Raw genomic sequence first — 19,602 nt, forward strand, 5'->3', positions numbered from 1 at the left:
AGGAGGCCCTTTATGTCATCTTTTCATGCGACCACAATATTTGCCGTACAGCATAAAGGACGAAGCGCTATGTCCGGAGACGGCCAAGTAACATTTGGTCAGGCTGTTGTCATGAAACACACGGCACGGAAAGTGAGAAAACTGTTTAACGGCAAAGTTCTTGCTGGCTTTGCGGGATCTGTTGCAGACGCTTTCACTTTATTCGAAAAGTTTGAAGCTAAGCTTGAAGAATATAACGGCAACTTAAAACGGGCGGCTGTTGAGCTTGCGAAGGAATGGCGCAGTGATAAAGTGCTAAGAAAGCTCGAAGCCATGCTGATTGTTATGAATCAGGATACTTTGCTTCTCGTATCGGGAACAGGCGAGGTGATCGAACCAGATGACGGCATTCTCGCGATTGGATCAGGAGGCAATTACGCTTTGGCAGCGGGAAGAGCACTGAAAAAGCATGCCGGGGAAAGCATGTCTGCAAGTGAGATTGCCAGAGCCGCGTTAGAAACAGCAGGCGAAATTTGTGTTTACACGAACGATCAAATCATACTGGAAGAGCTTGAATAGAAAGGACTTGAGGCGCATGGAAAAAAAACCGTTAACTCCTAGACAGATTGTAGATCGGTTAGACCAATATATTGTCGGTCAGCAAAATGCGAAAAAAGCTGTCGCCGTGGCATTAAGAAACCGCTATAGAAGAAGTCTTCTGGATGAAAAGCTGAAGGACGAGGTCGTTCCGAAAAACATTTTAATGATGGGTCCTACCGGCGTCGGGAAAACTGAAATTGCCAGACGAATCGCTAAGCTTTCAGGTGCGCCATTTATCAAAATTGAAGCTACTAAATTTACCGAAGTCGGCTATGTAGGCAGAGATGTTGAATCAATGGTCAGAGATCTTGTGGAGACTTCTGTTCGGCTTATCAAAGAAGAGAAAATGAATGAAGTAAAGGAACAGGCAGAAGAAAATGCAAACAAACGCATTGTTCGTCTGTTAGTTCCCGGGAAGAAAAAACAATCTGGCGTTAAAAATCCGTTTGAAATGTTTTTTGGAGGCAGCCAGCCGAATGGTGAAGATGAGGCGGAGAGCCAGGAAGAAGCAAACATCGAAGAAAAAAGAAAACGAATGGCGCATCAGCTGGCTTTAGGAGAGCTCGAAGACTACTATGTAACAGTAGAAGTCGAAGAGCAGCAGCCTTCTATGTTTGACATGCTGCAGGGCTCGGGTATGGAGCAGATGGGTATGAACATGCAGGATGCGCTGAGCGGATTAATGCCAAAGAAAAAGAAACGGCGCAAAATGACAGTCAGAGAAGCCAGAAAAGTCCTGACGAATGAAGAAGCAAGCAAACTCATCGATATGGATGAAGTCAGCCAGGAAGCTGTTCAGAGAGCAGAAGAGAGCGGGATTATTTTTATCGATGAGATTGATAAAATCGCAAAGAACGGCGGTGCATCTTCTTCTGCCGATGTTTCAAGAGAAGGCGTTCAGCGGGATATCTTGCCGATTGTTGAGGGCTCAACCGTTGTCACAAAATATGGTTCTGTAAAAACAGACCATGTATTATTTATTGCAGCAGGAGCGTTTCATATGGCCAAACCGTCTGATTTGATTCCTGAGCTGCAGGGGCGTTTCCCGATTCGTGTAGAACTGAACAAACTCACGGTAGACGACTTCGTGAGAATTTTGGTTGAGCCGGATAATGCGCTGCTGAAACAATATCAGGCATTATTGCAGACAGAAGGTATATCTCTTGAATTTTCTGACGAAGCTATTCATAAGATTGCTGAAGTTGCTTATCATGTGAACCAGGACACAGATAATATCGGTGCGAGACGCCTTCATACAATACTTGAACGCCTATTAGAAGATTTGTCGTTTGAAGCTCCAGATGTAACGATGGAGAAAATAACGATTACACCTCAGTATGTCGAAGAAAAGCTCGGAACGATAGCCAAAAACAAAGATTTAAGTCAATTTATATTGTGAAAAATTTAATATGAGGAATGTTTAGGAGGATTATTTATCATGGCTTTATTACAAAAAACAAGAATTATTAACTCCATGCTGCAAGCTGCGGCAGGGAAACCGGTAAACTTCAAGGAAATGGCGGAGACGCTGCGGGATGTAATTGATTCCAATATTTTCGTTGTAAGCCGCAGAGGGAAACTCCTTGGGTATTCTATTAACCAGCAAATTGAAAATGATCGTATGAAAAAAATGCTTGAGGATCGTCAATTCCCTGAAGAATATACGAAAAACCTGTTTAATGTCCCTGAAACATCTTCTAACTTGGATATTAATAGTGAATATACTGCTTTCCCTGTTGAGAACAGAGACCTGTTCCAAGCTGGTTTAACAACAATTGTGCCGATCATCGGAGGCGGGGAAAGATTAGGAACACTTATTCTTTCACGTTTACAAGATCAATTCAATGACGATGACTTAATTCTAGCTGAATACGGCGCAACAGTTGTCGGAATGGAAATCCTAAGAGAAAAAGCAGAAGAAATTGAAGAGGAAGCAAGAAGCAAAGCTGTCGTACAAATGGCTATCAGCTCGCTTTCTTACAGTGAGCTTGAAGCAATTGAGCACATTTTTGAGGAGCTTGACGGAAACGAAGGTCTTCTTGTTGCAAGTAAAATTGCTGACCGTGTCGGCATTACCCGTTCTGTTATTGTGAACGCACTCAGAAAGCTGGAGAGCGCCGGTGTTATCGAGTCTAGATCATTAGGAATGAAAGGTACTTATATCAAGGTACTAAACAACAAATTCCTAATTGAATTAGAAAATCTAAAATCTCATTAATCACAAAAAGAACCCTTTTTGAGGGTTCTTTTTTATTTCAAATAAAGGAAATCAATAAGCTTTATTTCCTGGGTTGAAAGTCTTTCTATGTAATAATTTGAATAAATTTTGCATTTTCCTTCAAAAAGTTTCAAAAATGCCGAAAAGATAGGAGAAAAAACAGAAATTCTGCTATTTTCAGGCTTATATCAAGGCGAGAAATGTAGTTCCAACAATCTAGGACTTTATACCTAGTTGTAAAATAGATAATTGTGAGGACATTTTTTTACACGAACTTCATAGACTTTATGCCTGTTATTTCTTACAATAAGCATATAGTTTTACAATTCTCGACAAGGATATTGAGGGTGAAAAAAACTGAAATGGAGGTAAGTGGATTTGAGCTTATTTTCTGGAACGATACAAAATCTTGAAAATGCCTTGAGCAGAGCGGATATTAAGCAAAAAGTCATAACTAATAATATCGCCAATATAGATACACCGAACTATAAGGCGAAAAAAGTCTCTTTCCAAAATTTATTAGATCAAGAATCCTCGCGTCTTGAAGCGATAAAAACAGACTATCGTCATGTTGATTTTTCTGATACTGATTCGAATTATTCAATTGTTGCGAGCGGAGATACATCGTATCAGCAAAACGGAAACAATGTTGATGTTGACAAAGAGATGACAGAATTGGCGCAAAATCAAATCAACTATCAAGCTTTGGTTGAAAGAATGAACGGTAAATTTAATTCGCTGAAGACCGTATTAACAGGAGGAAAATAATGACAGCTTTTCATAGCTTAAATGTTTCAGCATCGGCTTTAACAGCTCAGCGAGTCAGAATGGACGTTGTATCATCTAACTTAGCAAATATGGATACGACAAGAGCTAAGCAGGTGAATGGAGAGTGGGTGCCTTACAGAAGAAAAATGGTCTCCCTTCAGTCAAAAGGTGAATCGTTCTCTTCCATTCTCAATTCTCAAATGAGCGGAAGCGGGAATGCTGGAAACGGTGTGAAGGTTTCAAAAATTACAGAGGATGATTCGGAATTTAATCTTGTCTATGATCCGACAGACCCTGATGCAAACGCTGATGGATATGTACAAAAGCCTAATGTTGATCCATTAAAGGAAATGGTTGATCTTGTCAGCAGCACCAGATCATATGAGGCGAATGTCACGGCGATGAATGCCACAAAGGGAATGCTGATGAAGGCGTTAGAAATCGGAAAGTAGGTGAATGAATGTGATTAATGCAATTTCTCCTTTTCAGGTTCAAAATACTCAAAACACTCAAAATGCAACAAATCAAGTAAACAATAGCCAAAAAACAGATTCTTCAAATCAAACAAGCTTTTCGGAGCTTTTAAAAAACTCTATTAGTTCGTTAAATGAGTCCCAAGTAGCTTCTGACAACATGACTAATGCCTTGGCTGCAGGAAAAGATGTAAATCTTGATGAGGTCATGATCGCTGCTCAAAAAGCTAGCATCTCTCTAACTGCAGCAACAGAGTTCCGCAATAAAGCTGTGGAAGCTTATCAGGAGATTATGAGAATGCAAATGTAGGGGGTCTGACGATTTAGAGAAAGAGTGGAATGACCGGGGGTTAACATGAATCGTACTCTAATGCAAATGAAAAACAAAACGAGTGAGTTTTGGAAAAATAGATCTAAATTACAAAAGATTTTAATGGTTAGTGCTTTAGCGGCAATTATTATTATTGGAATTATTATTAGTGTTTTTGCTTCAAATTCTAAAATGGCGCCGCTGTACAAAGATTTGTCTGCCGAAGAAGCAGGACAAATCAAAGAAGAATTGGATGCAAAAAAAGTGCCAAACGAACTTTCGAATGGCGGTACAGTGATTAGTGTTCCGGAGGATCAGGTTGATTCTTTGAAAGTGCAGATGGCTGCAGAAGGACTTCCTAAAACAGGATCAATTGATTATTCATTTTTTGGACAGAATGCCGGCTTTGGTTTGACAGACAATGAGTTTGATATGGTGAAAGTAAAAGCTACACAGACAGAACTGTCAAACTTGATCAATGAAATGGACGGTATTAAAAATTCAAAAGTAATGATTAATCTCCCGAAAGACGCTGTGTTTGTCGGTGAGGAGCAATCTGCAGCATCTGCATCAATCGTTTTGCAGATTCAACCGGGTTATACACTTGATCAAAGCCAAATCAACGGATTATATCATCTGGTATCTAAAAGCGTGCCAAACCTAAAAGAAGATAACATCGTCATCATGGACCAAAATTCTACATACTACGACAAATCAGACAGCGATGCAGGGTCCTACGCGGATAGTTATTCTTCTCAGCAAGGAATTAAGTCTCAAGTTGAAAAAGACATTCAAAAACATGTACAGTCACTGCTGGGTACGATGATGGGCCAAGATAAAGTCGTTGTCTCCGTTACAGCAGACATTGATTTCACAAAAGAAAATCGGACAGAAGACATTGTCGAACCTGTGGATAAAGAAAACATGGAAGGCATTGCAGTCAGCGCTGAAAAGGTATCTGAAACATATCAGGGCGACGGTGCAGCCAACGGCGGAACTGCCGGAACCGGCGAGGAAGATGTTACAAATTATAAGGCTGACGGTGAAAATACCGAAAGCGGGAACTACGAAAAAAACAGCAACAAAATCAATTACGAGGTTAACCGAATTCATAAAGAAATCGCTGAAAGTCCTTATAAGGTCAGAGATTTAGGGATTCAAGTAATGGTAGAGCCGCCTGATGCCAAAAACACAGCGTCGCTATCAACTGAAAGACAGGATGATATACAAAAAATCCTTTCAACTGTAGTCAGAACATCTTTGGATAAAGATGAAACGCAAAATCAGAATTTATCTGATGCTGATATCAATAATAAGATTGTTGTTTCCGTTCAGCCATTCGACGGAAAAGTCAATTTGGATACAAATACGGAAGAATCCTCAGGTATCCCGCTGTGGGCATATATTGTAGGCGGTGTTTTAATCGCAGCGATCATTGTTCTGATCATTATGCTTATCAGAAAGAAACGGGCGCAAGAGGATGAATTTGAGGAATATGAGTATGAGGTTCCTCAAGAACCAATCAATTTGCCTGATATCAACGAAGAGGAAAATGAAACAGCGGAATCAGTCAGACGAAAACAGCTTGAAAAGATGGCGAAAGACAAGCCGGAAGATTTTGCAAAACTGCTGAGAAGCTGGCTGGCCGAGGATTAGGAGGAATTAGAAATGGCGAGACGTGATCAAGATAAGCTTACAGGAAAACAAAAAGCAGCCATTCTCATGATTTCCTTGGGGTTAGATGTGTCAGCTTCTGTCTATAAGCACTTAACCGATGAAGAAATTGAAAGGCTTACTCTGGAAATATCAGGTGTTCGAAGCGTCGATCATCAAAAAAAGGATGAAATCATAGAAGAATTTCATAATATAGCCATTGCGCAAGATTATATTTCTCAAGGCGGTTTAAGCTATGCAAGACAAGTTCTGGAAAAGGCGCTTGGAGAGGATAAGGCGGAGAACATTCTAAACAGGCTGACTTCTTCTTTGCAGGTTAAACCATTTGATTTTGCCAGAAAAGCGGAGCCTGAACAAATTTTGAATTTTATCCAGCAAGAGCATCCGCAGACGATGGCTTTAATCTTGTCTTATTTAGATCCAGTGCAGGCTGGGCAAATTTTATCCGAGCTGAATCCTGAAGTACAGGCTGAGGTTGCGAGAAGAATCGCGGTCATGGATAGAACGTCTCCAGAAATAATTAATGAGGTAGAACGGATTCTGGAACAAAAATTATCTTCTGCATTTACTCAGGATTATACACAAACAGGCGGAATTGAAGCTGTTGTGGAAGTGTTAAACGGGGTAGACAGAGGGACAGAGAAGACGATCTTGGATTCATTGGAAATTCAGGATCCCGATCTTGCTGAAGAGATTAAAAAGCGGATGTTTGTCTTCGAAGATATTGTCACACTTGATAACCGTGCCATTCAGAGAGTCATTCGCGATGTTGAGAACGACGATTTGCTCCTTTCATTAAAGGTTGCAAGCGAGGAAGTCAAAGAAATTGTATTCAACAATATGTCACAGCGTATGGTTGAAACCTTCAAAGAAGAAATGGAATTTATGGGCCCTGTACGCTTGAAAGATGTAGAAGAAGCTCAATCGAGAATTGTAAGCATCGTCAGAAAGCTTGAAGAAGCCGGTGAAATTGTGATAGCAAGAGGCGGAGGGGATGATATTATTGTCTAATATCATTAAACAAGAATCATCTATTTCTCCACAAAAGGAAAAAAGAAAACTTTCTATACAAGAGGTGCGTATTGATCATTCTCACCTTTTGCAGGCTGAAGAGAACCCGGAGGCGCTTATGGCTCGAGTGAAAGAGGAAGCTGACCGGATTTCTGAGCAGGCAAACAGTCATATAGAAAATATTCGCCGTCAAATTGAGCAGGAGAAAAACGATTGGGCGGCTGAAAAACAGAAGCTTATTGAAGAAGCAAAAGCCGAGGGCTTTGAACAAGGAGTAGCCTTGGGCAAAGCTGAGGCAATGAAACAGTATGCCGAACTGATCGGCCAAGCGAACAGTATAACTGAAATGTCCAGAAAAGCTGTTGAGGACAAGCTTGAAGACGCAAATGAAGAAATCGTTGAGCTTGCCGTTGCCCTAGCAAAAAAAGTTTGGCAGCAAAAGTCTGATGATAAAGAGGCTTTCCTCCTGCTTGTACAACAGGTTATAAACGAAGTGAAGGAATATGACGATATATCAATTTATGTTGATCCATATTACTATGAGACAATCTTTCAGCAAAAAGATGAAATCCAGCAGCTTCTTTATAAAGAATGCCGGCTTGGCATATATGCTGATGAAAAAGCTCAAAAAGGAACCTGTTATATTGAAACTCCTTTTGGCAGGGTAGATGCGAGTGTTGACACACAATTGATGCAATTGAAAGATAAACTTCTGACAGCGCTGGAAGCAGGTGCAGCTGAATGAAGACACAGAGTCTGATAGATTGTATAGAAATGACAGACTCGTATAAACGATACGGAAAAGTCAAACGGGTAATCGGCCTGATGATTGAATCAAAAGGGCCAGCAAGCTCAATTGGCGACGTGTGCCTGATTTATGCAAAAGGACAATCTGGGAAAGTCATTAAAGCTGAGGTAGTCGGCTTCCAGGAAGAAAATATTTTGCTTATGCCTTATTTAGAGGCTGCGAGCATTGCACCTGGCAGCATTGTAGAAGCTACTGGGGAATCACTTCGGGTTAAAGTTGGAATGGGACTGATTGGACAAGTCATCGATGCTTTTGGAGAACCGCTTGACGGAAAACTTCTGCCGAAAGGGCTTTCGCCTGTATCAACGGAGCAATCACCGCCCAACCCGATGAAACGGCCGCCTATCCGTGAAAAGATGGGTGTTGGAGTCAGATCAATTGACAGCTTGCTGACAGTCGGTAAAGGCCAGCGGATTGGAATTTTTGCAGGAAGCGGTGTCGGAAAAAGCACCTTAATGGGGATGATCGCCAAGCAGACAGAGGCTGACTTAAACGTCATTGCACTTGTCGGAGAACGCGGACGAGAGGTTCGGGAGTTTATTGAAAAAGATCTGGGGAAAGAGGGGCTGAAACGATCGATTGTAGTTGTTGCCACCTCAGACCAGCCAGCATTAATGAGATTGAAAGCGGCATATACAGCGACTGCAATTGCCGAGTATTTCCGAGATAAAGGCCAAAATGTCATGTTTATGATGGATTCTGTTACAAGGGTGGCAATGGCGCAGCGAGAGATTGGATTGGCTGCCGGAGAGCCTCCGACAACAAAAGGCTATACACCTTCAGTGTTCGCTATTTTACCTCGTTTACTAGAACGAACAGGTGCAAACGAGCATGGAACCATTACGGCATTTTATACAGTGTTGGTAGACGGGGATGACATGAATGAGCCGATTGCCGATACTGTACGCGGAATTTTAGACGGACATATTGTGTTAGACAGGGCGCTTGCCAATAAAGGTCAGTTTCCAGCAGTTAACGTACTAAAAAGCATCAGCAGGGTGATGTCAAACATATCGACAAGACAGCATCTGGATGCGGCAAATAAATTCCGTGAACTTTTATCGACATATCAAAATTCGGAAGATCTCATTAATATCGGAGCTTACAAAAGAGGATCATCCAGAGAAATTGATGAAGCGATACAGTTTTATCCGCAGCTTATTCAATTTTTAAAGCAGGGAACAGACGAACCGGCTTTATTGGAAGAAAGCATTGCTGTATTAACTAGTTTGACAGGAAATGAGGAATAAACGTGGCTTATCAATTTAGATTCCAAAAGCTACTGGAACTAAAAGAAAATGAAAAAGACCAATCCTTATCCGAGTATCAGCAATCAGTTTCTGAATTTGAAAACGTTGCTGAAAAATTATATGAAAATATGAGCAAAAAAGAATTGCTAGAACAAAATAAGGAAAAGAAATTAAAAAGCGGCATGAGTGTACAAGAAATGAGGCACTACCAACAATTTGTCTCAAATCTTGATAATACGATCTATCACTATCAAAAGCTTGTCATTATGAAAAGAAATCAAATGAATCAAAAACAAGAAATTTTGACAGAGAAAAACATTGAAGTGAAAAAGTTTGAAAAAATGCGTGAAAAACAGTTTAAAATGTTTGCTCTTGAAGATAAAGCTGCAGAAATGAAAGAAATGGACGATATTTCGATTAAGCAGTTTATGATTCAAGGCCATTAGGAGCGAATGTAATGTCCGGCAAAAAGAAAGAATCAGGTAAGTTCCGTTCGGTTTTGCTTATCATTATCCTCCCGCTGATGTTTCTACTAATCGCAGGGGGGATTGTTCTTTGGGCTGCTGGTATCAATGTCTTAAAGCCGATACAGGATGCTGCGGCAAAAACGCCGGTTCTTAAAGAATTGGTCCCTGAAACCGAAAATAAAAAAGACACAGCATCAAATAAGGATAGCAGTAATACAGCAGCTCTGGAAAAGACCATTAAGGATCAAAAAAGTGAAATCGGTATATTGAATAAAGATTTAGAAACAAGTAAATCAGAAATCGATAGGCTCAATCAAAAGATCCGTTCACTTGAAAAGACAGCTGAGGATCAAAAAAAGTCATCAGAAGATCATACTGAAGGATCAGCAGACTCGAAAGCTTCATCTGAAAATGACAAAGTGATCAGTGTGTACAAAAGCATGGACAGCGGAAAGGCTGCTAAAATTATTGCCCAATTAAAGGAGAAAGAAGCACTGAAAATATTGAATGGCCTAAGCAAAAAGCAGCTTGCTGACATATTGGCGAAAATGACTCCTGAGCAAGCAGCAACCTATACAGAAAAAATTGCTGCCAGCCAAGAATAGGGGGAATGAAAGGTGAAGCTGCTTGAATTAGCCGGACCTTTGCTGCAAACCACAACGGGTTCTGCCGCTAAAAACATGAAAAGTAGCCAGGGAGTTTTTCAAAACTGGCTTATGTCTGAGGCTGGATTGAAGGAACTCTCAGAACAAGGAAAGGGTACTCCTAATTCCGAAGATCAGCTTTTAGCAGATGCGCTTAAAAAGATCGGTGAATGGCTAAATGCAAGTCCTGAAGATCAAGACAAACAAAATGCGGATCTTTTGCAAACATTAAGCAAACTGACAGGGAAGCAATTGGATGCGAATGCTCTGCAAATGTTGCAAAATCTTTTGCAAGCAGTTGAATCAAAAATGTCAGACGGGACGGATCAATTGCTCACAGAAACGGAGAAAATCTTTTCAGAAGCTAAAACGGTCTGGAATGCCAATGATTCTGTTTCTGACATTAATGGAGCACTGAAGTCGGATACAGAGCAATCAAATCAGGAAAATGAAGTATCCGATGCTGCTAAAGAGCTTATCTATATCCAGATGTTCATTAGCCAGCTCGTAGAAGGGAATAAGCTGACTGATCGCGGGAATGGCAATGAAGCTCATGCCATTTACCAAAATGGAGATCAATTCCTATCTGCATTAGAAAAAAAGGGTGTATCTCAACAACTCATTCAGGATCTTAAACAGCAAATATTCACTAAAGCTGAGTCAAGTTCAAAACTTTACTCCATGACAGCGTCAGAGCTGAAAAGTTTTCAAAGCTTAATGGACCAAATGTCTATGCTTCCTCAAAAAGGGACCAAAGAATGGAGTCTAGCTGAAAGCCAGCTGAAAGCCTTCTTGTTATCGAAATCATCCGAATCATCACAAGACTTTGGGAAGCGTGTTCTCACACCACTTTCGCAGAGTTCATCCAGCAAAAATGCATCGGATGTTTCTGGAAGTATTCAGTCTGTAGATAGTAAATCAGGACTCCAAATGCTGTTTTCGGGGTATCGGAGCATAGGAGGAGTACAAACACTTGATTTGCAGCAGATGTCATCTGATATACCAAATGCCGAAACAAAAACGGTGGCTGATCAAGTGATTAATGCGTGGAAGCAGATGAAATATACGCCTTTCGGCAGATCGACGGGAAGTTTCACTATTCGGCTGAACCCTGAACATTTAGGATTTGTCACAATCAAGCTGACAAATGAAAATGGAATGTTTCAGAGTAAAATCATAGCATCTAGCCAATCAGCAAAAGAATTGCTTGAACAGCATCTTCCTCAGCTGAAGCAATCATTGCCGAATATGGCCGTCCAAATTGACCGTTTTACTCTTCCGGTCCAAAGCGGGGATCAGCCGATATACGGCCAGCTTGCTGATGAACAGAAAGAGCAGCAAGAGGGGCAGAGACAGCAAAGACAGAAAAAGCAATCAAATGATTTTGGCGATCTGCTCGATGAAGTGTCGATGGTTGAAATGGAGGAGGAAGAATGACTTCTATAAGTTCAGAATATAAACTGCCTGAAAAAACGAACACCGTGTCGACGAACAACAGCAGCTTGGGGAAAGACGAGTTTTTAAAAATATTAATGACTCAAGTTCAAAACCAAGATCCGCTTAACCCGGTTGACGATAAAGAATTTATCAGCCAGATGGCGACTTTTTCAAGCTTGGAGCAAATGATGAATCTGAATACGACAATGACTCAATTCGTTGAAAACCAAGATCCGTTTACAACGTATGTTGATTGGATGGGAAAAGAAGTATCTTGGACTGATGGTAAAAGTGCAACAGATAAAACAGGCACAGTAAGCTCTGTTAAACATTCTAAAGGAAATTATTATCTCGTTCTGGATGATGGGACCGAGATCAGTCCTGCGAATGTTATGTCTGTGGGACAATCATCTAAATAAAAACATCTGGGGGAATATATTATGTTACGTTCACTTTATTCTGGAATCAGCGGTATGAAAAACTTTCAAACAAAGCTTGACGTAATCGGTAACAACATTGCCAACGTGAATACAGTAGGATTCAAAAAAAGCCGTGTGACCTTTAAAGATATGGTAAGCCAAACGATTGCCGGCGGTTCTGCGGCTGGTGCAACTATCGGCGGTACGAACTCTAAGCAGATCGGTTTAGGTTCATCTTCTGGCACAATTGATACAATTCATTCAACAAGCGCGACACAAAGCACAGGAAGAACACTTGATTTAGCAATCGATGGCGATGGCTATTTTCAAATTGATACAGGCGCCGGAACAGCTTATACAAGAGCAGGAAACTTCTATTTAGATAATACCGGAACACTGGTTACCGGTGATGGCTATCATGTGTTAAATATGACTGGTGGAACAATTAAAATCCCTCTTGATGCACAAAGCTTCAGCATTGGTTCTGATGGAAAGGTCTCAATTGTTGATGCTGACGGGAAAACACAAGACGGGGGACAAATCGGGATTGTTACTTTTGCCAACAGTGACGGTTTGGATAAAATCGGAAGCAACTTATACCGTGAGTCTTTAAACTCTGGGACTGCCAGTGCAGCCAACCAGCCTGGTGATGGCGGTACAGGTTCCCTTAAATCAGGTTTTCTCGAAATGTCTAACGTTGATTTAACTGACGAATTTACTGAAATGATTGTTGCCCAGCGCGGATTCCAATCAAACTCGAAAATTATTACAACATCTGATGAAATCCTTCAAGAACTGGTTAACCTTAAACGTTAAGGAGGGAGGGGAGGCGAGTAATCGCTTCTCCGCTGTTTTATGATTAAAGTAACCCGTTTGAATGGGCAGCCCTTTACACTGAATGCGCTGTTTATTGAACAGATTGAATGCTTTCCGGATACTACAATTACTCTGTCAAATGGTAAGAAGTTTGTAGTAAAAGAAGATGAAGAAGCTGTTCTGGAAAAGATCGCATCTTTCTACCGAAAAATAAAAATATTTGCAATGGATCAAGGAATAGAGGAACCGGAATGAAGAAAAAGTTAATGATCATCTTACTAATTATTCTTATCGTAATTGGTGCTCTCGGGGCGGCGGCTTATTTTGTTTTAGGCGGAAAGTCCGAAAAAAGTGAAGCGAAAAAAAGTATTGATGAAATCGTTGCGTCTTCTGTTGATGTAGAAGAGATCACAACAAATTTAAAGTCTGATAACATTATCCGTCTTGCTATTAAACTTGAAACTGATTCTGATAAATCAAAAGAAGAACTTGAGAAACGTGATTTCCAAGTGAAAGACGCTGTTATATCACTGCTGGCTGATACGAATGCTGATCAGATTGAGGGAGACAAGGGAAAAGAAACCTTTAAGAAGGAACTAAAAGATAAAATAAATAGCTACCTCCAAGAAGGAAAAGTAGAAAAAGTGTATATTACCTCCTTTAATCTGCAATAAAGCATAATTTGACAGAATACGGAGGTGAGGAAAATGTCAGGAGAAGTTCTCTCCCAAAATGAAATAGATGCACTGCTTTCTGCAATATCAACTGGTGAAATGGACGCTGAAGAGCTGAAAAAAGAAGAAAAAGAGAAGAAAGTCAAGGTTTATGATTTCAAACGTGCGCTGCGGTTTTCTAAGGATCAGATCCGCAGTTTAACGAGAATTCATGACAATTTTGCAAGACTTCTAACCACTCATTTTTCTGCTCAGCTCAGAACCTATATTCACATATCTGTCAGTTCTGTTGACCAGGTCCCGTATGAGGAATTTATCAGATCGATCCCGAACATGACGATTCTGAATCTATTTGATGTCCATCCGATGGAAGGCAGAATTATGATGGAGGTCAACCCCACGATAGCTTATACGATGATGGATCGAGTCATGGGCGGAATTGGAATCAGTCATAACAAGGTTGACAGCTTGACAGAAATTGAAACAAAAATCATTTCTAATTTATTTGAAAATGCACTGGGTAATTATAAAGAAGCTTGGCAGTCAATTGCTGATATTGAACCGGAAATGACTGAGTTTGAAGTGAATCCGCAATTTGTTCAGATGGTCTCTCCTAATGAAACAGTCGTGGTGATCTCGCTCAATACTCAAATTGGTGAAATCAGCGGTGTCATTAATCTCTGTATCCCGCATATCGTACTCGAGCCGCTCATACCGAAGCTTTCAGTCCACTATTGGATGCAATCAGACCGAAATGAGCCAAAGCCTGAGGAAACAAAGTCGCTTGAAAAACGTATCATGACAGCACAAATACCTGTCGTGGCCGAGCTCGGCACATCTGAACTGACGATAGAAGAGTTTTTAAGTTTAGAAGTCGGAGACTGCATAACTTTGGACAAATCAGTCACGGATCCTCTTACTGTATTGGTCGGAGATAAGCCGAAATTTTTAGGACAAGCCGGCCGGGTGAATCGAAAACAGGCAGTGCAAATTTTAGATCACGACATAAGAGGTGAACAAGATGGAGAATAATAGATTATCTCAAGATGAGATTGACGCGCTTCTTAACGGTACTGGCAGCACGCTTGAAGAGCCAGAGGTTCCGGAAGTAGATGACTTATCGGAAATGGAGCGTGATGCGATCGGTGAAATCGGTAATATTTCATTCGGCAGTTCTGCGACAGCACTGTCAACGCTTTTAAATCAAAAGGTCGATATTACGACTCCAAGCGTAACGGTCATCCCAAAAAGTAAAATCAGCGATGCGTTCCCTGAACCGTATGTGGCGATTGAAGTGAATTATACGGAGGGGTTCAGCGGAAGCAACCTGTTAGTCGTGGAACAAAGTGACGCGGCGATCATTGCTGACTTAATGATCGGGGGAGACGGAAAAGGTGCGGACCCTTCACTGGGTGAAATCCATTTAAGTGCGGTTCAAGAAGCAATGAACCAAATGATGGGATCGGCTGCCACATCAATGTCTACTGTATTCAGTAAAAAAATTGATATTTCACCTCCTCGGGTTGAATTGCTGGATGTTACTGAAGAAAAGGGTACAGACCGTATTCCTGATGATGAAATGCTGGTGAAAGTTTCTTTCAACTTAAAGGTGGGAGAATTAATAGACTCCAGCATTATGCAGCTTTACCCATTGACATTTGCGAAAGATTTAATTTCAAGCCTTATGAACTCAGAAAGTGCAGAGGAAGAAGAAACGGTGCAGCCTGAAGTTACATACGAACAGCCGAAAGAGTCTGTGACGCCAGAGCCGCGTATTGAACCGAAGCAACAGCAGCAGCCGCCAAAAAGGCAGGGAACAGCAAAAAAAGCAGCGCCAGTTCAGGTTTCACCGGTGGAATTTTCCGCATTTGATCCAAACGAAGCTGTACAAGCCCCTATTCATAATCTGGATATGCTTTTGGATATCCCGCTTTCGATTACTGTTGAGCTTGGCAGAACGAAGAGAAGCGTAAAAGAGATTTTAGAGCTTTCTGCCGGAAGTATTATCGAGCTTGATAAATTAGCTGGTGAGCCTGTAGATATTTTAGTTAATCAGCGTATCGTTGCCAAAGGCGAGGTCGTTGTCATTGAAGAAAACTTCGGAGTAAGAGTCACTGACATTTTAAGCCAGGCAGAGCGCATTAATAATTTAAAATAACGAAACACAAGGAGAGAGATAGATTATGGCACATAGAATTTTAATTGTAGATGACGCAGCATTTATGCGAATGATGATTAAAGATATTTTAGTTAAAAATGGTTTTGAAGTTGTGGCGGAAGCTGAAAATGGAGCACAAGCGGTAGAGAAATATAAAGAGCATTCACCTGACCTTGTTACTATGGATATCACGATGCCAGAAATGGATGGTATTACAGCATTAAAAGAAATTAAACAAATTGATGCGCAGGCAAGAATCATCATGTGTTCTGCTATGGGACAGCAATCAATGGTTATTGATGCCATTCAGGCCGGCGCTAAGGATTTCATTGTGAAACCTTTCCAAGCTGACCGTGTGCTTGAAGCAATCAACAAAACATTAAGTTAAAGGGTGTACGACTGTTGAAAAAGAGTCAATATTTTATCGTTTTTATTTGTTTTTTCGTTTTATTCAGTGTACATCCGATTGCTGCTGCCGCGGCAGACTCTGATAATTCAACTGTAAACGAATGGTTTCAAAAGAAAGATGAAAAAACTGCAGATCAATCAGAGCAAAAGAAAGAAAAAACAACAAAAACTGCTGATGAGACGGAGGGTGCGGCTGCTCCTTCTGTCTCAGCTTTTGATTTTGTAAAGATGATTTTCGCTTTACTGTTTGTTATCGCGCTGATTTACGGGCTGGTTAAGCTCATGAACAAAAGAAATCGGCTCCTAAAGCCTTTTCAATATGTTGAAAATATTGGCGGCACATCGGTCGGCCAGAACAGATCCATACAATTGATCAAGGTCGGGAAAAGTGTGCTCGTCGTCGGTGTAGGAGAGACGATCCAGCTGCTGAAAGAAATTGAGGATGAAAAAGAGATTGAAGTCATTCTCAGTCAGCATGAAGAGGCAATGTCAAGCAAAATAGAGTGGCAAAAGTTTGTGAAGCCGCTTAAGAGTTCTGAACATCAGCCGCAGCAAAAACTGCCTTCATTTTCAAAAGCATTAAAAGAGCAACTTGAAGAGTTAAAACAAAACCGTTCTGAAGGAAAGAAGAAAGGCCCACGTCATCATGAATGAGTTTATAAATATTTTCAGTTCAAGCGATCCGGAAAACGTAAGTTCAACTGTTAAATTACTATTATTGTTAACTGTATTTTCAGTGGCGCCTGGAATATTGATTCTTATGACTTGTTTTACTCGCATCGTCATCGTTCTGTCATTTGTCAGAACTTCACTTGCGACTCAATCTATGCCCCCAAACCAGGTTCTTATCGGGCTTGCGCTGTTTTTAACATTTTTTATTATGGCTCCTACTTTTTCAGAAATTAATAAAGAAGCGCTGACCCCATTAATGGACAACAAAATCAGCTTGGATGAAGCGTATACGAAAGCTGAGGAACCGATTAAAGAATTTATGAGTAAACACACAAGGCAGAAGGATCTGGCGCTGTTTATGAATTACGCGAAAATGGATAAACCTGAATCATTAAAGGATATTCCGTTAACAACAATGGTTCCGGCTTTTGCCATATCGGAGCTTAAAACAGCATTTCAAATAGGTTTTATGATTTTTATCCCTTTTTTAATTATAGATATGGTAGTGGCGAGCGTCTTGATGTCAATGGGAATGATGATGCTGCCTCCAGTTATGATTTCTCTGCCCTTTAAAATATTACTTTTTGTTTTGGTAGACGGCTGGTATTTAATTGTGAAATCTTTGCTTCAGAGCTTTTAGGGTAGGTGCTAAACGTGAGTTCAGAATTTGTAATTTCTATGGCGGAAAAAGCCGTATACGTAACGCTGATGATCAGCGGGCCATTATTGGCTATTGCTTTACTGGTCGGTTTAATTGTCAGCATATTTCAGGCGACAACTCAAATCCAGGAACAGACTTTGGCGTTTATTCCGAAAATCGTGGCGGTTCTCCTGGCTCTCATTTTTTTTGGTCCGTGGATGCTGTCGACGATTCTTTCATTTACAACAGAGCTGTTTTCTAATTTAAATCGTTTTGCAGGGTAATGTAGAGATGAATTCAATTATTGACTTATTTCCTGCTTTTTTATTGGTTTTTATTAGAATCTCTGCTTTTTTTGTAACGATTCCGCTATTTGGACATCGAAATGTGCCAGCTGTTCATCGCATAGGTTTTGCTTTTTTTCTTGCGGTCATTTGTTTCAGCACCATTGATAAACCGCCCTCTTTGGAGATAGATGAGCACTATATACTTTTGGCGTTTAAAGAAGCTTTGGTCGGCCTATGTCTGGGTTTAATTGCTTATATGATGATTGCCGCAGTGCAGATTGCCGGCTCGTTTATTGATTTTCAAATGGGATTTTCAATAGCAAACGTTATTGATCCGCAAACCGGTGCACAAAGTCCGTTGATTGGCCAGTTTATCTATACGATGGCACTTTTGTTTATGCTGAGTGTCAATGCCCACCATTTGCTGCTGGATGGTATTTACTACAGCTTTCAGTATATTTCAGTTGATCAGGCATTTCCGAATTTCGGTGATGAAAAGTTTGCCTATTTTATTGCGAAAAGCTTTAATGCAATGTTTATTATCGCTTTTCAAATGTCAGCGCCGGTTGTGGCCAGCTTGTTTCTAGTTGATTTAGCATTAGGTATCGTGGCTCGAACTGTTCCGCAGTTAAATGTATTTGTGGTCGGTCTGCCTTTAAAGATCGCTGTCAGTTTCATCATGCTCATTGTATGTATGTCCGTTATCTTCGTCGTTGTCCGGAATGTTTTCAGTTTAACGATTGAAACGATGCGGAATCTTTTAGCATTGGTCGGTGTTTCTTAATGAAGCTTAGAGTTGACCTGCAGTTTTTTGCGGGAGAGAAGACAGAAAAAGCCACTCCGAAAAAACGGAAGGATACGCGAAAAAAGGGGCAGGTAGCCAAAAGTTCGGATGTCAATACCGCCGTTTCTTTACTGGTAATATTCCTTTCGCTTATTGCAATTGGTCCGTATATGAGAGACAGGCTGCTGTCATTCATAGAAACATTTTATACCGAATCGCTCACAATGAAGCTCTCGGAATCAAATGTGCATACATTGTTTGTCAGCTTATTAAAGGATATGGGCATGATACTCGCACCGATTTTGCTTGTTGCTCTTGTTGCAGGAGTCGTAAGCAACTATATGCAGGTTGGGTTTTTATTTTCTGCTGAAGTGATACAGCCTAAGCTTGAAAAACTGGATCCGATCAAAGGCTTTAAACGAATATACAGTATGAGGGCGATTGTAGAGCTGATTAAATCAATTTTGAAAATCGTAGTCGTCGGTTTTGCGGCTTTTGCTGTGCTTTGGCTGCATTATGGAGAAATTCTCCGGCTTCCTCTCCTGACACCCGAAGAGGCACTTTCTTTCGTTTCAAAACTCACTTTGTGGATGGGACTAAGCGGTGCAGGTGCATTGTTGATTCTTGCTGGTCTCGACTATTTATATCAGAGATTTGACTATGAGAAAAATATCAAAATGTCAAAACAAGATATAAAAGATGAGTACAAAAAATCTGAAGGAGACCCGATTATCAAGTCTAAAATTAAACAAAGACAGCGGGAAATGGCAATGAGGCGGATGATGCAGGAAGTTCCAAAAGCAGATGTCATTATCACAAACCCGACTCACTATGCGATTGCTCTGAAATATGATGAAGAAAAAATGGATGCTCCTTATATTGTTGCAAAAGGCGTCGACCACCTTGCGTTAAAAATCAGGAAAATTGCTAAAGAGCATGATGTCATGATGGTAGAAAACAGATCGCTTGCCCGTGCGTTATATGATCAGGTGGAAATTGACCAGGCAGTCCCGGAAGAATTTTTTAAAGTTTTAGCAGAAATTCTGGCTTACGTATATAAAACAAAACAAAAAGTATATTGAATTTTTCGATTTAAAAGGAGAGA

General features: G+C 40.6%; 25 protein-coding genes. All 25 read left to right on the forward strand.

The genetic code is table 11. From position 1 onward, the window contains the following. The first annotated feature begins 12 nt into the window (after positions 1–12). The 25 genes from clpQ (at position 13) to flhB (ending at position 19,579) form a co-directional block, all read left to right on the forward strand. Positions 13–558 (forward strand): ATP-dependent protease subunit ClpQ, encoded by a 546-nt coding sequence (clpQ, locus tag WA279_RS06335; protein WP_003238555.1) that lies wholly within the window; start codon positions 13–15, stop codon positions 556–558. A gap of 16 nt (positions 559–574) precedes the next feature. Next, positions 575–1,978 (forward strand): HslU--HslV peptidase ATPase subunit, encoded by a 1,404-nt coding sequence (hslU, locus tag WA279_RS06340; RefSeq protein ID WP_014476801.1) that lies wholly within the window; start codon positions 575–577, stop codon positions 1,976–1,978. A 39-nt stretch (positions 1,979–2,017) separates the two neighbouring features. Next, positions 2,018–2,797 (forward strand): GTP-sensing pleiotropic transcriptional regulator CodY, encoded by a 780-nt coding sequence (gene codY / locus WA279_RS06345; protein WP_003220850.1) that lies wholly within the window; start codon positions 2,018–2,020, stop codon positions 2,795–2,797. A gap of 378 nt (positions 2,798–3,175) precedes the next feature. After that, positions 3,176–3,565, forward strand: coding sequence for a flagellar basal body rod protein FlgB (flgB, locus tag WA279_RS06350; protein WP_003245656.1), 390 nt, complete (start codon positions 3,176–3,178; stop codon positions 3,563–3,565). Beyond that, positions 3,565–4,017, forward strand: a complete 453-nt coding sequence (gene flgC / locus WA279_RS06355; RefSeq protein WP_336154703.1) for a flagellar basal body rod protein FlgC — start codon at positions 3,565–3,567, stop codon at positions 4,015–4,017. Before flgB ends, flgC begins: the two co-directional genes overlap by 1 nt. Before the next feature lie 10 nt (positions 4,018–4,027). Further along, positions 4,028–4,348 carry a flagellar hook-basal body complex protein FliE gene (gene fliE, locus WA279_RS06360; protein ID WP_003238544.1) on the forward strand — a complete coding sequence of 107 codons (321 nt, stop codon included), beginning with the start codon at positions 4,028–4,030 and terminating at the stop codon, positions 4,346–4,348. 45 nt (positions 4,349–4,393) lie between these two features. Beyond that, positions 4,394–6,004: a flagellar basal-body MS-ring/collar protein FliF gene (gene fliF / locus WA279_RS06365; RefSeq protein ID WP_010886506.1), complete on the forward strand. Its 1,611-nt coding sequence runs from the start codon at positions 4,394–4,396 to the stop codon at positions 6,002–6,004. Between the two features lie 12 nt (positions 6,005–6,016). Next, positions 6,017–7,033: a flagellar motor switch protein FliG gene (fliG, locus tag WA279_RS06370; protein WP_003231981.1), complete on the forward strand. Its 1,017-nt coding sequence runs from the start codon at positions 6,017–6,019 to the stop codon at positions 7,031–7,033. Beyond that, on the forward strand, positions 7,026–7,778 hold the full coding sequence (gene fliH / locus WA279_RS06375) for a flagellar assembly protein FliH (RefSeq protein WP_003244804.1): 753 nt from the start codon (positions 7,026–7,028) through the stop codon (positions 7,776–7,778). Before fliG ends, fliH begins: the two co-directional genes overlap by 8 nt. Next, complete coding sequence (gene fliI / locus WA279_RS06380) at positions 7,775–9,091, forward strand: flagellar protein export ATPase FliI (RefSeq protein ID WP_336154706.1); 1,317 nt, start codon at positions 7,775–7,777, stop codon at positions 9,089–9,091. The genes fliH and fliI overlap by 4 nt, the downstream gene beginning before the upstream one ends. Before the next feature lie 2 nt (positions 9,092–9,093). Next, entirely contained in the window at positions 9,094–9,537 is a 444-nt protein-coding gene (gene fliJ, locus WA279_RS06385; RefSeq protein ID WP_003231977.1) for a flagellar export protein FliJ, read from the forward strand. A gap of 11 nt (positions 9,538–9,548) precedes the next feature. Next, on the forward strand, positions 9,549–10,163 hold the full coding sequence (locus tag WA279_RS06390; RefSeq protein WP_032725699.1) for a MotE family protein: 615 nt from the start codon (positions 9,549–9,551) through the stop codon (positions 10,161–10,163). Between the two features lie 12 nt (positions 10,164–10,175). Continuing rightward, the gene (locus tag WA279_RS06395) at positions 10,176–11,639 is read left to right on the forward strand and encodes a flagellar hook-length control protein FliK (protein WP_336154708.1); all 1,464 of its coding nucleotides are present in this window, start codon (positions 10,176–10,178) and stop codon (positions 11,637–11,639) included. Further along, complete coding sequence (gene flgD, locus WA279_RS06400) at positions 11,636–12,058, forward strand: flagellar hook assembly protein FlgD (RefSeq protein ID WP_069840323.1); 423 nt, start codon at positions 11,636–11,638, stop codon at positions 12,056–12,058. The genes WA279_RS06395 and flgD overlap by 4 nt, the downstream gene beginning before the upstream one ends. Positions 12,059–12,079: 21 nt before the next feature. Then, positions 12,080–12,874, forward strand: coding sequence for a flagellar basal body rod protein FlgG (gene flgG / locus WA279_RS06405; protein ID WP_327827883.1), 795 nt, complete (start codon positions 12,080–12,082; stop codon positions 12,872–12,874). Between the two features lie 39 nt (positions 12,875–12,913). Beyond that, positions 12,914–13,129: a swarming motility protein SwrD gene (gene swrD, locus WA279_RS06410; protein WP_251187115.1), complete on the forward strand. Its 216-nt coding sequence runs from the start codon at positions 12,914–12,916 to the stop codon at positions 13,127–13,129. Next, a complete protein-coding gene (gene fliL, locus WA279_RS06415; RefSeq protein ID WP_003231964.1) occupies positions 13,126–13,548 on the forward strand; it encodes a flagellar basal body-associated protein FliL in 423 nt (140 codons plus the stop codon). Before swrD ends, fliL begins: the two co-directional genes overlap by 4 nt. A gap of 33 nt (positions 13,549–13,581) precedes the next feature. Next, positions 13,582–14,580, forward strand: coding sequence for a flagellar motor switch protein FliM (fliM, locus tag WA279_RS06420; protein ID WP_003220879.1), 999 nt, complete (start codon positions 13,582–13,584; stop codon positions 14,578–14,580). Next, entirely contained in the window at positions 14,570–15,706 is a 1,137-nt protein-coding gene (fliY, locus tag WA279_RS06425; RefSeq protein ID WP_336154711.1) for a flagellar motor switch phosphatase FliY, read from the forward strand. The genes fliM and fliY overlap by 11 nt, the downstream gene beginning before the upstream one ends. 25 nt (positions 15,707–15,731) lie before the next feature. After that, positions 15,732–16,094, forward strand: coding sequence for a chemotaxis protein CheY (cheY, locus tag WA279_RS06430; RefSeq protein ID WP_014476812.1), 363 nt, complete (start codon positions 15,732–15,734; stop codon positions 16,092–16,094). Between the two features lie 14 nt (positions 16,095–16,108). Further along, positions 16,109–16,768, forward strand: coding sequence for a flagella biosynthesis regulatory protein FliZ (gene fliZ / locus WA279_RS06435; RefSeq protein ID WP_014479789.1), 660 nt, complete (start codon positions 16,109–16,111; stop codon positions 16,766–16,768). Then, a complete protein-coding gene (fliP, locus tag WA279_RS06440; protein ID WP_003245692.1) occupies positions 16,761–17,426 on the forward strand; it encodes a flagellar type III secretion system pore protein FliP in 666 nt (221 codons plus the stop codon). The genes fliZ and fliP overlap by 8 nt, the downstream gene beginning before the upstream one ends. A 14-nt stretch (positions 17,427–17,440) precedes the next feature. Next, the gene (gene fliQ, locus WA279_RS06445) at positions 17,441–17,710 is read left to right on the forward strand and encodes a flagellar biosynthesis protein FliQ (RefSeq protein ID WP_003220888.1); all 270 of its coding nucleotides are present in this window, start codon (positions 17,441–17,443) and stop codon (positions 17,708–17,710) included. A 7-nt stretch (positions 17,711–17,717) separates the two neighbouring features. After that, the gene (gene fliR / locus WA279_RS06450; protein ID WP_336154713.1) at positions 17,718–18,497 is read left to right on the forward strand and encodes a flagellar biosynthetic protein FliR; all 780 of its coding nucleotides are present in this window, start codon (positions 17,718–17,720) and stop codon (positions 18,495–18,497) included. After that, positions 18,497–19,579 (forward strand): flagellar biosynthesis protein FlhB, encoded by a 1,083-nt coding sequence (gene flhB, locus WA279_RS06455; protein WP_336154715.1) that lies wholly within the window; start codon positions 18,497–18,499, stop codon positions 19,577–19,579. Before fliR ends, flhB begins: the two co-directional genes overlap by 1 nt. Positions 19,580–19,602: the final 23 nt, after the last annotated feature.

This window comes from Bacillus sp. 204(2023), assembly GCF_037027505.1.
GTDB lineage: Bacteria > Bacillota > Bacilli > Bacillales > Bacillaceae > Bacillus > Bacillus subtilis.